General features: G+C 61.5%; 12 protein-coding genes, 1 tRNA gene and 1 pseudogene. 3 read left to right on the forward strand and 11 right to left on the reverse strand.

The window, feature by feature from the left end; all coding sequences use genetic code 11:
* Window positions 1-15: 15 nt before the first annotated feature.
* Window positions 16-1182 carry a UbiA family prenyltransferase gene (locus tag K4G67_RS14190; RefSeq protein WP_239806984.1) on the reverse strand — a complete coding sequence of 389 codons (1167 nt, stop codon included), beginning with the start codon at window positions 1180-1182 and terminating at the stop codon, window positions 16-18.
* Between the two features lie 634 nt (window positions 1183-1816).
* Here K4G67_RS14190 and K4G67_RS17795 point away from each other — a divergent pair.
* A pseudogene (locus K4G67_RS17795) lies at window positions 1817-1946 on the forward strand (IS3 family transposase); the annotation flags it as partial.
* A 135-nt stretch (window positions 1947-2081) separates the two neighbouring features.
* Here the strand turns inward: K4G67_RS17795 and K4G67_RS14195 are convergent.
* The 7 genes from K4G67_RS14195 to K4G67_RS14225 all read right to left on the reverse strand — a co-directional run bounded on the left by K4G67_RS14195 (window position 2082) and on the right by K4G67_RS14225 (window position 8375).
* The gene (locus K4G67_RS14195) at window positions 2082-3359 is read right to left on the reverse strand and encodes a tyrosine-type recombinase/integrase (RefSeq protein ID WP_239806985.1); all 1278 of its coding nucleotides are present in this window, start codon (window positions 3357-3359) and stop codon (window positions 2082-2084) included.
* 993 nt (window positions 3360-4352) lie between these two features.
* The gene (locus K4G67_RS14200) at window positions 4353-4985 is read right to left on the reverse strand and encodes a 2-dehydro-3-deoxy-6-phosphogalactonate aldolase (protein ID WP_239806986.1); all 633 of its coding nucleotides are present in this window, start codon (window positions 4983-4985) and stop codon (window positions 4353-4355) included.
* A complete protein-coding gene (locus tag K4G67_RS14205; protein ID WP_239806987.1) occupies window positions 4982-5860 on the reverse strand; it encodes a 2-dehydro-3-deoxygalactonokinase in 879 nt (292 codons plus the stop codon). The genes K4G67_RS14200 and K4G67_RS14205 overlap by 4 nt, the downstream gene beginning before the upstream one ends.
* A gap of 152 nt (window positions 5861-6012) precedes the next feature.
* A tRNA-Lys gene (locus K4G67_RS14210) sits at window positions 6013-6088 on the reverse strand.
* Between the two features lie 37 nt (window positions 6089-6125).
* Window positions 6126-6620, reverse strand: a complete 495-nt coding sequence (folK, locus tag K4G67_RS14215) for a 2-amino-4-hydroxy-6-hydroxymethyldihydropteridine diphosphokinase (protein ID WP_239806988.1) — start codon at window positions 6618-6620, stop codon at window positions 6126-6128.
* Window positions 6613-7467 (reverse strand): N-carbamoylputrescine amidase, encoded by an 855-nt coding sequence (gene aguB, locus K4G67_RS14220; protein ID WP_239806989.1) that lies wholly within the window; start codon window positions 7465-7467, stop codon window positions 6613-6615. Before aguB ends, folK begins: the two co-directional genes overlap by 8 nt.
* Before the next feature lie 53 nt (window positions 7468-7520).
* Entirely contained in the window at window positions 7521-8375 is an 855-nt protein-coding gene (locus K4G67_RS14225) for a class I SAM-dependent methyltransferase (protein WP_239806990.1), read from the reverse strand.
* A gap of 145 nt (window positions 8376-8520) precedes the next feature.
* On the opposite strand from K4G67_RS14225, the gene msrA reads away from it, so the two are divergent.
* Window positions 8521-9066, forward strand: a complete 546-nt coding sequence (gene msrA, locus K4G67_RS14230; protein ID WP_239806991.1) for a peptide-methionine (S)-S-oxide reductase MsrA — start codon at window positions 8521-8523, stop codon at window positions 9064-9066.
* A 22-nt stretch (window positions 9067-9088) separates the two neighbouring features.
* On the opposite strand, the gene K4G67_RS14235 is transcribed toward msrA, so the two are convergent.
* Window positions 9089-10345 (reverse strand): RsmB/NOP family class I SAM-dependent RNA methyltransferase, encoded by a 1257-nt coding sequence (locus tag K4G67_RS14235; RefSeq protein WP_239806992.1) that lies wholly within the window; start codon window positions 10343-10345, stop codon window positions 9089-9091.
* A gap of 95 nt (window positions 10346-10440) precedes the next feature.
* On the opposite strand from K4G67_RS14235, the gene K4G67_RS14240 reads away from it, so the two are divergent.
* Complete coding sequence (locus K4G67_RS14240) at window positions 10441-10617, forward strand: DUF1674 domain-containing protein (protein ID WP_239806993.1); 177 nt, start codon at window positions 10441-10443, stop codon at window positions 10615-10617.
* Window positions 10618-10633: 16 nt separating this feature from the next.
* Here the strand turns inward: K4G67_RS14240 and K4G67_RS14245 are convergent, their stop codons facing one another.
* Both K4G67_RS14245 and K4G67_RS14250 read right to left on the reverse strand, forming a co-directional pair.
* On the reverse strand, window positions 10634-11026 hold the full coding sequence (locus K4G67_RS14245) for a DUF4112 domain-containing protein (protein ID WP_239807038.1): 393 nt from the start codon (window positions 11024-11026) through the stop codon (window positions 10634-10636).
* 110 nt (window positions 11027-11136) lie between these two features.
* The gene (locus K4G67_RS14250) at window positions 11137-12678 is read right to left on the reverse strand and encodes an ABC transporter substrate-binding protein (protein ID WP_239806994.1); all 1542 of its coding nucleotides are present in this window, start codon (window positions 12676-12678) and stop codon (window positions 11137-11139) included.
* Between the last annotated feature and the right edge of the window lie 7 nt (window positions 12679-12685).

A 12685-nucleotide genomic window follows, 5' to 3' on the forward strand; every position in this document is an offset into this window, starting at 1 on the left:
AGGCGTGCGCCTTGATCAATCAGGCACCGCCACATCGCCGTCCGAACAACACGAAGCGGTAGCCTCATGAATAGGACGGGTTAAAGCAAGGGAGACAAAGACGAACATGGAGAAACCGAGAAGCCATTGGGAGATCGTCACATCCACGGCTGCGGCTCCAGCAAAGATCCGTGTCGTGTAAAGAAGCGCTAAAGCGACGACGTCAACCAGCATGCGACGTTTGAGATATAGCGAATAGGCAGTCGTTAAAAATATGTATCCGGCAAGAACGACAATGAACTGCCATCCTAGAAAAGCGCCAATAGCCATCCCAGCCATCAGTAAGCAGAAAGCGACTACCGGTGCTTGTGCTATCGGAACTGCGCCAGAAGCCAAGGGACGTGACTTCTTACTGGGATGAGACCGATCAGATTTCAAATCAAGCAAATCGTTAAATATATAAATCGCAGACGCGCACAAAGAGAATGAGACAAATGCTAGCGTCGCATTTACGAACGCACTCAATGTCCATAGCTGGGCGGCAAATAGTGGAACGAATATGAGCAAATTCTTCGAATACTGATGGACCCGAAGAGCTTTGATCCACGACGGGAACCGCCGAACTTTGCTTCCCACAATATGCGTTTTACCACGACGAGGTGATAGTTTCCGTGAAAGGCCTGCAGATTGACCAACGATGTATGCATGGCGCGCTTTGCGCCAGACATGGAGATCGTCCGCGCTATTACCAACGTAGTCGAAGTTGCCTTCTCCGAACTTGCTTGAAAGCGCCTCCGCTTTTTGCGATGCGCTAAGGTTAGATTTTCCATCGGAGGCAAGAACGCTATCGAATAATTCGAGATGGCTTGCAATACCATGAGCGTGCTTATGATCGGCGGCGGTTGCGAGACAAGTCGGGCGCCCCGCATGACGCGCTTCGCGCACGAGCGCCAGAATGTCTTTATTGTAAGGCAAGGTCGAATAGTCGATCTCACAACTATTCGCTAGAGATCTCTTTAAAGCTGCCTTACCCTTCCTTAAAGATCCGATAGTTTCCAAAATGCCTCTGAGACCGATTGCTACTGTTCCGAAGAAGGACTCGTAGAGGAGGTCTGTTTGGACAAGGCTACCGTCAAGATCTACGACGAGTGGAATAGCGTCCTTTTCCAGTGAAACACAGCTATATTCGTAGGACTCGCCCAATTCTTTTACCCCCCTGGTGAGTTGGCCGGACGCCCTTGGCAATCGGCAGTAGGAGTTAGTTGCCCGACACCGAGGTATCCGCTCTAACCTGGATTAGAGTTCCTATGGGGGAGGCCTTCTTGACATGGTCGTGTCAAATCGTATTGCCGCGAGAAATGTGACTGAATCGGATCGGCATCACCAAAATATCGAGGACGCTCGAACGAAGCTTACATCCACGAGAACTCGATCACATATTTGAGGTCCGACCGTTAGGCGGCGGCCTCGTTCTCGTGCTTTTCACCTTGGTGGAGGTCCGCAATCGGGCCCCCTTACCGCCGCTCTATCCATCCATTCTAGACACTAATGCGGTATCCTTCACCCTTCATTTGACACACCACAGCTTGGGGTTCGACGTCGCACTTCATTGAAAATCAGACGAGCAATCCGCAGTGATATCACCGCTTATCGGCCAAAGTCGATGTTGGATGGCCAGAGACCATTTGCTCGCTGAACGCGCTGTTCCTTCACTCTGTTCTGTCGCTGTCCGAAGGCGTTGCCGCCGAGCAGTTAGCGTCGATGCCTGAAGTAAGCGAAGAACGAACTGGCGAATGAATCGCTCTGGGAGAAATGACTGGGAATTGGCTACGCCGACTACGAGAACCCGGCGGCGTTCGCCGCCAAACTGGACAAGCAATGGCCTGCCTCGATACGCCCTATGGGCCCCGCAACGCAGCCCCGTTGCTTCAACCGGGCTCATGCGCAACAAAGCGACCGGGATCTAATCCCAGCAAGGAAAGCCGGGGGCACGTCATTTTCTGCAGAGCCAAGTATGCTAGGAGGCAAGGCTTGGAGGTTCGAATTATCTCTCCCCGTCCATTCTAGATTGCCAATGGCATCGCTCATCCCCCACTTGCAATTTAGAGGGCTAATGTTGCCAGAGCATCCTCGGCGTCGTCTCGAACCAGATGCCCATAGTGCTTCTCAATCATAGTCACGCCGGTGCCTGCCAATTGGGCGACTGTAAGGATCGGCAATCGAGCACGCACGAGGTCCGTGATAACGCTATGCCGGATCGTATAGGCAGATGCAGCGCCCGGCAGTCCAGCGGCCACGACAGCTTCCTTGATCGGGTGTTTCCACGCATCCTTATGCCAAGGTTCATTTCCGGGCTGAGAGAAAATGTATGCGGTCGGTCGTTTGTTTTTCACCTGCTCAGCGAAGAAGCCAGCGATTATGGGTGGGAGTGATATTTGTCGCGGGTTGTCGTTCTTGTCGTAGCCGATGATCAAGGACCGGGTGCGTTCATCGAAGTCACCCCCGGTGAGCTTTGCGAGCGCGCCGGGCCGAAGTGGCAGCATGCAAAGACCCTTCACGAAAGGCTTTGCCTCATCTCCCGTCGCATCAATCAATCGCTTCCGCTCGGCTTTATCGAGATACAGCCCGCGAAGCTTGTCGGCACCCTTATAGGGGGTAAGCGCCTCCTGCCATGCAGCATCTGTGTTCGGCGGTCCTAATGTCAGAACTCGGCCTAAAGCAGCGCGCAAAGGAGACATATCTCGATTGACGGTCGACTTCGCGCGATCCTTCCAGCGCTTTTCTCCCGACTTGCTACGGGATAGCATCGCTGGCGCCTTCTCAAGCCGCGCGCGCCAGCTGCGAAGATGATGGTTCCGCAACTTGTCGAGTTTCACTTTGGCAATGGGATCGTCATAGACATGACGGCGGAAAACACCCTCTGCGATCGAATTGGGCTTTTCCTTCAGATAGGCTTCGCAGGCATCCTTCACAGTCACCATGTCGCGGGCAAGTTCACCGCCGGACTCGACAGTTGCAGCCCATGCCTCCGCGTCGATCTTGGCCTGCTTGAAGACATCGTGACCTGACAGCGTGCCGTAATCGTCCAACCGCTTACGCTTGTTGCGATTGGTATCGGCGTCGTAGAACCGGGCGAACCACGTGCCACCTGCCGTCTTCCTCGACGGTCGATAGCCCAGGTAAACGCCTTGGCGCAAACGATGCCAATGCGGTTCATCGCCCGCTCTTGGCTTCAGCTTCTCACGCTCTCCGATACGGCTCAAATCTGGCATCCACCATCGGTATCGCAAAATCCATGAAAAAACATGAAAAAGATAGGCGGGCAGCGGCGAACACCGACGGGCATCAAGCCTTGTTTTTATTGCCTTTTCTATTTTCAAGAAAGCGCAGATTCCCGTTAATCCCACCCTTCACACGGGTGGGGTCGCAAGTTCAATCCTTGCCGCGCCCACCATCTTTTCAGTGACTTGGAAGAGATGGTGTGCTTTTCCCAACGCACACGAAAGATTTGGGCGAACGTCCACGACCATAAACAGCGACATCGGCGCAAGAAGATTTGTGCTGTAGTCAGTTCAATGGGTATCGATCTTCCTTAGCGAAGCGGGTGGCTACCGCTTTTTGCATGTCCTCTTATCAACCTATCCGACGAAAATTGGGTCGTCGAACTCGTCATTTCAGAGCGCGCAACCGGGTCTACGCTTTCCTCCCCAGCTTCGCAGCTGCCAGCCGGATCGGAATTCTTGGTTACGGCGACCGGGTCGGGTCGAACCATGATTAATGAGCGAAAGCAGGATCGCATGCTTTCAAGATGAAAGCCGGGCGGAAAAATTCATTGCATGGAATGCATCCAACGTTTCCTGAATGTAAAATTAGCCCGATAATATCAGAGTTCGATCAACGGTCTTCGCCGTTCGGTGCGTATATTCTGGCATAGTTTTCGTTCAAATTGCCGTGCTTTAATTTTTAAAGCACGTTGCATCCGCTTTTGCGAAAGCAGCTACCATACGCAGCAGGCCTGTGTTCATCCCGGAGACAATCGGCAGAATGCCGATATTGCTCGCCAATCAATGTGTATCGAGCGGCGCGGCGTGGATCTCGTGATAGGCGTGGAGCGGCAAGCACTCGCCGTTAAGGTTGCATCGCCCGCCGATGATTTCTTTGGCGTACGTTTTACGAGCACATTGCCATCGCGCTCGACAGTAATTGCACCGCCATAGCCATTCCCAATGCGGGGCCTGGAATGCGCCATCTCCGCCAAGCTCTCCATCATCCCGGCCTCGATAGAAAATTGTCGAAACCAGACGCCGATTTACCCTGATCCTCCCGCCGCATTTCAGCAAAGCCACTCTTTTTGCAAACGCCTCGACCGCCGATCAGGTCGGCTTTGCAAGGGCGCGCACGTACCGCCGCGCGTCCGAATGCACCGCCTCTGCGCTTTTTCCGGGTTTATAGAGCCCGGAGCCGAGACCGAAGCCGTCCGCGCCCGCAGCCTGCCAGGCCGGCAGATTATCCGCCTCAATACCGCCGACCGCGATTATGCAGGCGGTGTCGGGCAGAACGGCGCGGTGGGCCTTCAGCATGGCCGGACCTGCCGGTTCCGCGGGAAACAGCTTGAGCGCATGCGCGCCTGCTTGCAACGCGGCGAAACCCTCGCTCATGGTGAAATAGCCTGGCGCGGACACAAGCCCCAAGGCCACGCTCGCGCGGATCACCTCGGGATCGGTATTGGGCGAAACGATCAGCGTGCCGCCCGCATCGGCCACCGCCTTTACATCGTCGCGCCGTAGCACGGTGCCCGCGCCTACCACCGCGCTGCCTTTCAGCTGGCGCGCAAGAAGCGCAATGCTCTGAAGAGGGTCCGGCGAATTAAGCGGAACTTCGAGGATCGTGATCCCCGCCTCGATCAGGGCTTCGCCGATGAGCGGCGCATCCGCCGGGGTCACACCGCGCAGGATCGCGACCAGCGGGCATTGTTCGAATGCATCTGCGAATGCCGGAACGTTCATGCCAGTCTTTTCCTCATTTCGCGGATACCGGCGACGAAGGCGGCATCGCCATCGACCGCCTTGGCGCGCGCGCCCGTCACCTTGATCGCCATGCCATAGAGTTTTGCGAGCGCGCCCTCCGCTATGACATGAATGTCCTGGCCTGCGGCGAGTGTGCGCGATCCGACGTCGGCGCCGATCAGGATCCCGCTGGCAAAGGATGCGGCGTCCTCTTGTTCAAGGCGGCCGAAAAGTTGCCGGGAGCGTACTTCGAACAGGGCAGCCGCAAGATCGCAGGCGCCCAGGCCCCGTCGTACACCGTCGCGAAACGCTTCGCCAGCCGTTACCGGAGCGCGCAGGGTATCGGAGAGGATACCCTCTGCCTGCAGCAAGGCAAACAACTCCCCCGTCATGGCGGTCGTGAAATCGACAATGCGCCCCTCTTGCGCATGGACCCATTTGCAATGCGTGCCCGGCTGGCAGAAATAGGCATCGAACGGGGCATATCCGGCACCGATCGCGCCCAGAAGCTGAATCTCCTCGCCCCGCATCACATCCACCCGGTCGCGACCGTCAACCGCGATACCCGGTATGAGCACGACGCCGGAAATCGGGCTCACCACCCCGTATGCAAGGGTGTCCAGCCCGGCCGGCACGCCGACATAGGGTACGTCGCACCACCCCTTGGTCGATCCGACCATGCCACCTGCCAGGATGGGCAGATCTCCGAACTCGGCACGGATCGCGAGGATTTCGTCGTCCCATTCCGCGCCCATGGACAATACGCCCTTGTCGTCCTGCCGGGTGCGAAGAACATGACCGCCCTGATCGATCAGATAGATGCGACGATTGGTCGTTCCCCAGTCGATCGCGATGTAACAGTCGTCGTCCTGCATCTCACAACGCTTTCACGGCCGGTTCGCTCGTTTCAGGGTTTGGGCAGGGCATGGGCCGGCTTTACCTCCACAACGTGCCGGACAAAAGGCCGCGCGCGGCTTGGTCAACGGCGCTATTACCAACGATCCGTGAACGATAGCGATAGAGAGGATGGTGAGCCCTGCTGGGTTCGAACCAGCGACCTACTGATTAAAAGTCAGTTGCTCTACCGACTGAGCTAAGGGCCCGACCATGCGGCGCAGTTACGCAGGCGCGGCGCGTGGGTCAAGACGCTTGCTTCAAAACTCTTGCGCAAAGATGGCCGACCGACAACCCCGACACCGGATCGCGCCAGTCCCGCGCAATAGCGCAGGCGGGCCGCAGCACGAAATCACGCCCCCGGAATTGCGCATGCGGAATGGTCAGCCGCCGGTCGTTCCAACGCCCCCCGGACCACAGCACGATATCGAGGTCGAGCGTGCGTGCGCGCCATTTTTGCCCGACCCTGCGCCGTCCGAAATCCCGTTCGATCCCATGCAACAGGCTCAGCAATGCCGGCGGGTCGAGCGCGGTTTCCACCACCACCGCGGCATTGGCATAGCGGCGCAGCGAAGGGCCGACCGGATCGCTAGCCATGATACGGGACCGCGCGATCACCCGCGTCCCGCCCGTGTCCAGCCGCGCCATCGCGGCCACGACGACGCGCGGCGGTGCGCCCATGGCGGGATGCCTCACATTGCTGCCCAGCGCCACGAGATAGCGCCAGGGCGGCTCAGACATCCTCGGCAAGCCGCCGGTAAAGCTCGGGCCGGCGGTCGCGGAAAAATCCCATGCCGGCCCGGTGCCGTGCCGCCCGCGAAAGGTCGAGCGTGGCGGTCAGCGCGCCGCTTTCCTCGCGCCCGAAATCGGCCAGCATGTCGCCCCATTCGTCGCAGATGAAGCTGTGGCCGTAGAACGTCTGCTGCTCGCCTTCGCGGCCGATGCGGTTGGCGGCGATGACCGGCATGCAATTGGACACCGCATGGCCGATCATCGCGCGGCGCCACATGCGGCTGGTGTCGAGATCGGCGTCATAGGGTTCGGACCCGATAGCGGTCGGGTAGAACAGGATTTCCGCCCCCATCAACGCCATGGCCCGCGCGGTTTCCGGATACCACTGGTCCCAGCATATGCCGACACCGATGCGCGTGCCGAACAGGTCCCATACCTTGAACCCGCTATTGCCGGGCCGGAAATAGTATTTTTCCTCGTACCCCGGTCCGTCGGGAATATGGCTCTTGCGATAGGTGCCCATGATGTCGCCATCGGCGTCGATCATGGCCAGCGTATTGTAATAATGGTGGCCATCCCGCTCGAAAAAGCTGGTCGGGATCGCGATTTTCAGCGTCCGGGCGAGCGCGCGCATGGCGATGACCGAGGGGTGCTCCGCCGTGGGGCGGGCGAGCGCGAAAAGCGCCTCGTCCTCCTCCCGGCAAAAGTAGGGGCCGGAAAACAGTTCGGGCGGCAGGACGATTTGCGCCCCCTTGGTGGCGGCATCCTCAACCAGCGCGGAAATCCTGGCGATATTGTCCTGCTCGTCATGGGAGGCGAGCGTGCATTGCAATGCGGCGACGGTGATCTGTGTCATGCGCCCTCAAATATGAACCCGCGCGGGCGAAGTCCACCACCGCCGCGATTGCATCACGGACGCTTGCGGAACAGCAAGGTCATGCGGTCGCTCTCCCCAATGGGGCCAAGCTCTGCCTGACGCTCTGACGCAAAGCTTGGGGCCAGTTCCCAGACCCCCTTGGGATGATCGGCCGTATCGCGCGCGTTGGCGTTGATCTCGCTCGTCGCGACAAGGTCGAAACCATGCGCCTCGACCAGCGCGATCACGTCCTGCTGCCGCAGATAGCCCATGTTGCCGTCGGTGTAGGACGCAGGCGCCCACGGCTTTGCCCGGTGCTGCACGATACCCAGCATCCCATCGTCGGCGAGCAATTCGCGGATCCGGACCAGCTCCCCATGAAGGACGCCCGACCGGTGCAGATTGTGCATTTCGCGGAAGATCAGCGCGCGATCCACCTTGCCTTCATAAGCATCGAGCGCCTCGTCATCCGATGCCATGGCCGTCATCGGCGCACCTGAAAGATTCCATCCCGGCGCGCTTTCGGCAAACTTGCCCGGCAGGCCGGCGAAATATTCGGCAAAGCGTTCGTTATCGGAATTGCTCGCATAGGGGGTGAGGCCGATATAGCGCCCCTCCGCTCCCAGATATGGGGCCAGCACCCGCGTGTACCATCCGCCGGCAGGCATGTAATCGATCACCGTCATCCCCGGCTTTACGTCAAAGAACGCGAGCGTTTGGGCGTGATGGCGATAGGGGTCGCGCGCGCTGTCCTCCGCCCGGACGGGGGCGGACAAGGCCGCCTTCATCGCGGGGTCGGCGGCGGCGGCAGCCATCGTGCCCTTCCCATGATGGTCCGCCATCGCGGGCGCCGTCAGCAGCGCGAGCGGCGCGGCGGCAAGCAGCATTGTCGTGGACAGGCTCTTCATCGGGTTTCCCTTCCCTCAATGGTTCGGCAATCGTTGCGATGGCGCAGAGTAGGCCCGCCATGCGGCAAGGCAAGCGCCATCCTTCGTGCATGCTGGCATTCGTGCGCGCGCGTTCCTATCTCTGCGGTCAAAGGAGACTGACGATATGGCAGAACAACAGGCAATCATCGCGGGCGGGTGCTTCTGGTGCACGGAGGCGGTGTTCAACGATGTCATCGGCGTGAGCGAGGTGGAAAGCGGGTATATCGGGGGCGACACCGCCGACCCGACCTATCGCGAAGTGTGTTCGGGCAAGACCGGCCATGCCGAGGCGATCCGCGTGACATTCGACACCGACACGATCGGCCTTGCGCAAATCTACGACATCTTCCTCGGCACGCATGACCCGACGCAGCTCAACCGGCAGGGCAACGATGTCGGCACGCAATATCGCTCCGCCATATTCCCGCTGGATGACGAGCAGGAAACCGAGGCGCGCGCCGCCATCGAACGCGCGCAGGCCGATCATTCGGAGAAGATCGTAACCACGATCGAGGAACCGACCAAATGGTACCCGGCGGAAGATTACCATCAGGAATACTGGGAAGGCGAAGGGCAGCGCAATCCCTATTGCATGGCGACCATCCCGCCCAAGCTCGCCAAATTGCGCAAGAGCTACGCCAATAGCGTGAAGGCGAAGAGCCCAGCCTGAGCCACCGGGGTCGGGCCTGTGATCAGGGGGCGGCGAAGCGGGCGATGAAAAACCCGTCCATGCCGCCCCCCATCGCGCCGGTTCCCGCCATCATGCCCGGATCGGTACGGAGCCAGCCTTCTGCGGTCGGCCGTAATCCGGCGGGCAATTCGCCGGGCGCGATGGCATCGGTCGGGAGGGTCGAGGCATGGGCCTGCGCCTCGCCTTCCTCCGGTTCGAGCGAGCAGACGGCGTAGATCATCCGTCCCGCAGGTTTGAGCCAGCCAGTCGCGCGGGTGAGAAGAGCCGCCTGCAATTCGGCAAGGTCCGCGATCTGATTCGCGCCCACGCGGTGCAGCACGTCGGGATGACGGCGGCACGTGCCCGTCGCACTGCATGGCGCGTCGAGCAGTATCGCATCGAAACGGGCATCAGGCTCCCAGTCGAGCGCATTGGCCTTCACCACATCGGCGCCAAGCCCCGTGCGCGCCAGATTGCGCTCCAGCCGTTTCAAGCGCCGGTCCGAAATGTCGAGCGCCGTGACCTGCCAGCCATTGGCGGCAAGCTGCATGGTCTTGCCCCCCGGCGCCGCACACAGGTCGAGCACGCGCCGCCCCTCCCCGGCTCCGAGCAGATGCGCGGGCAGCGATGCGGCGAAATCCTGCACCCACCACGCGCCATCGCCGTATCCCGGCAATGTCTCGACCGCCTGCCCGCGGGCAAGCCGCAGCCGCCCCGGCGCCAGCACGGCGGCGTCCAGCCGTTCGGCCCATATCTGCGTATCGTCGGCAGCGGCGAGGGTAAGATCGAGCGGCGGCGGCTCCGACAATGCGGCACCGATCGCCCCCACCCGGTCCGGCCACGCCGCGGTCCAGCGCGCCCGCACCCGTTCCGGCAGGGTGGGCGATTCGGGCAGGCGTCCCTCCCCCTTCAACAGGGCCGAAAACACACCATGCGCCAGCCGCCGCGGCCCACCTTCGAGCAGGGGCAGACCGGTTGCGATCACCGCATGGGGCGCGCTGTCCAGCCGCCATGCCTGAGCCAGCATCATGCGCAGCACCATGCGCGCCTTCGCATCCTCGGGGAGAGGCTGCCGCGTGGCGCTGTCGATGGCGGCGTCGAGATCGGCGGTCCAGCGCAAGACCTCCGCCGCGATGGCAAGCGCCAGCCCCGCATCGGCATTGCGCAGGTTGCGCGTTGCCGAAAACGCAGCATTGTCGAGCGTCTCCCCGCGGCGGAACACGGCGTCGAGCATGCGCAACGCGGCGCGGCGGGCGGGCAATCCGGTGGTATCGGTCATGGCCGTTGCCTATCGCCGTGCGCGGCAAGGCTGGCAATGATCTTTCGCTTTAACCGCGCATTGCACGCAGGCCCGCCCATGCCCATATTGCCGGAATGACCGATCGCAAGACAAAAGCGGCCCGGCCGCCCGAACCATTTCGCAAGCCCGATTACTGGACCGACGAACCCGCGCCGGAACCTGGCCCCGGTTCGCGCCACGAGGATGCGGAGCGCCCCGACCCGACGCGTTTCGGCGACTGGGAAAAGGATGGCGTCGCGATCGATTTCTGATCGCGGCTTGCCCGCCTCAACCGTCGATCGTCTTCAGCTCGGGATGATGCTTTTCGAGGTGGCGGCGGATGATGCGCAGGTTCTTCGTATTCGAACGGTAGAAGAAATCGAATGCGTCGCCGACCAGCGGCACCGCGCCCAGCGCCGTATCGATCCCGATATTACCCGCCATGCGCCATATCTTCCATTTCGGAATGCCGAGATTGCGCGCCTCCCAAAGGATATAGCTGCCCATCGCGGCGGCCATCAGATCGCCGAACACCGGGATGAGCCCGAGAATGGCGTCCAGTCCGACCGGCCGGTTCATCCCCGGCACGGTAAAGCTACGCTCGAGAATGCGCTCCAAAGCCTCCACGCGTTTCAGCACCGAGGCTGCATCGGTGCCGAGCCCCGGCATCTCCATCCGCATGCGCTCCGCCCGTCCGGGCCGGTCGGCACCGGTGCCCTCGTCATAGGGAGTGGGCCTCCCGACGGCGGGCGGATCATGGGGCGGCATCGGGCGATCGTCGGTCATGGGTGTTAACTGGGGCCGCGCGACAGCGCCGACAAGGGGTGCACGCCCCAGCGATTGACGGCAAACCCTTCGAGGCCGCCGCGCACAAGCGAGAAACGCACCGGCGGGCCGAACGGCACGAAAACATTCTGCGCGCTTAGCAACGCCTCCGCATTGGCGAGCAGGAGAGCGCGGATGGCCGGATCCGGTTCCGTTCGTGACGCGGCGACGAGCGCATCGGCCTCCTTAGAACACAACGCGTCGGTCACCGTGCAGTTGAAGCGGTTGAGATACCAGTCCGCACGGTCGTAATCGGCGACCTCATCGATCAGGCGGAGGTCGGCATCCGCATCATCTGCCATGCGCAAGGCGATCCCCACATCGGCAAGATCGCTTCGCAATTGTTCAAACAGGATCTCTCCGCCCCGCCCCGGCGGCAGCGCCACGCTCACGGCCGGCCGCGGCTGTCCCGATGCACGCCAGCGCGCGACCTGGCCTGCGGCGACGGCCTGCCTTTCCTCGAACGCGATCCCGTCCCACCGCTCGGTCACCATGCCGGTATCGCCGGGCAGACCGGGCGGGACGAGCCGCGTGGTCGGCACCCAGCCGCCCGCGATTCCGAAGGGCAGGATCAATCCGTTGCGATCGATCGCCATGGCGAGAGCCTCGCGATTGGCGGAGAGCGAGAGAAAGCCGTCCTCCCGCCGCGCGATGGACAGCCCGAACAGGCCGACCACCGGGTCGAGCCGGATGGCGCCTTGAAGCAGGCCGCCAAGTTCGACATGCGGCAAGGCATCGATGGCCCCGCCGAGCATGACATTGGCGCGCCCCGCCTGAAAGATGGAAACCGCCCGCTCCGGCTCGGCGATGAGGAGATTGAGCGGGCGCGCCTGCTCCTCGGTACCGTCCTCCGCACGGCGGCGCGCCCCATCGAGCACGAGCATGTCCCGCTTTTCGTCCAGCGACAGCCCTTTGTCCGTGGCGGAAATATCGGCGAGCGACAATTGCGGCTGTGCCATGAGATTCAAGAATTCGGGATTAGGCGCGGTCAGGCGAATCTCGATAACGCGGCCGGTGCGTGCGACGACCTCCTCGATGATGGCAAGGTCGAGACCGAAAGCCGTGCCGTCCTGCGCGGCGATGGCCTTGCGCAGCGCATCGGCCACGGCTTCGGCGTCGCGGGCGCGTTCGGTGTCGGCTCCCCCCGGGCCGGGCCGTTCCCCGAGCCGGAAAATATAGCTCAGCCCGTCATCCGTCACGATCCAGCGTTCGGCAAGACCGGGCTGTATCAACCCCTCTGCGTCAAAGCTGACAAGACCGTCGTGCGTGGCGGCGCGTATCATCCCGCCCGCCGCGGTCAGGCCGCGCGTGTCGGACAATGTCGCATCGCGCCCGCCCACGATCGCGATGTCGAGCATGCCGTCCCTGTCGGCCCCGCACGCGGCCAGCGCGGTGCAAAGAACCATCGCGGGCACGGCATGGAAAAGAAACGCGGGAATGCGTGCGGAGGGAAGATTCATCGCGCCATCGTAACAGCACGCCCCCCACCGGTCAGCAGCCAAATGCACGCATGCG

Source organism: Croceicoccus hydrothermalis, from assembly GCF_022378335.1.
Lineage (GTDB): Bacteria > Pseudomonadota > Alphaproteobacteria > Sphingomonadales > Sphingomonadaceae > Croceicoccus > Croceicoccus hydrothermalis.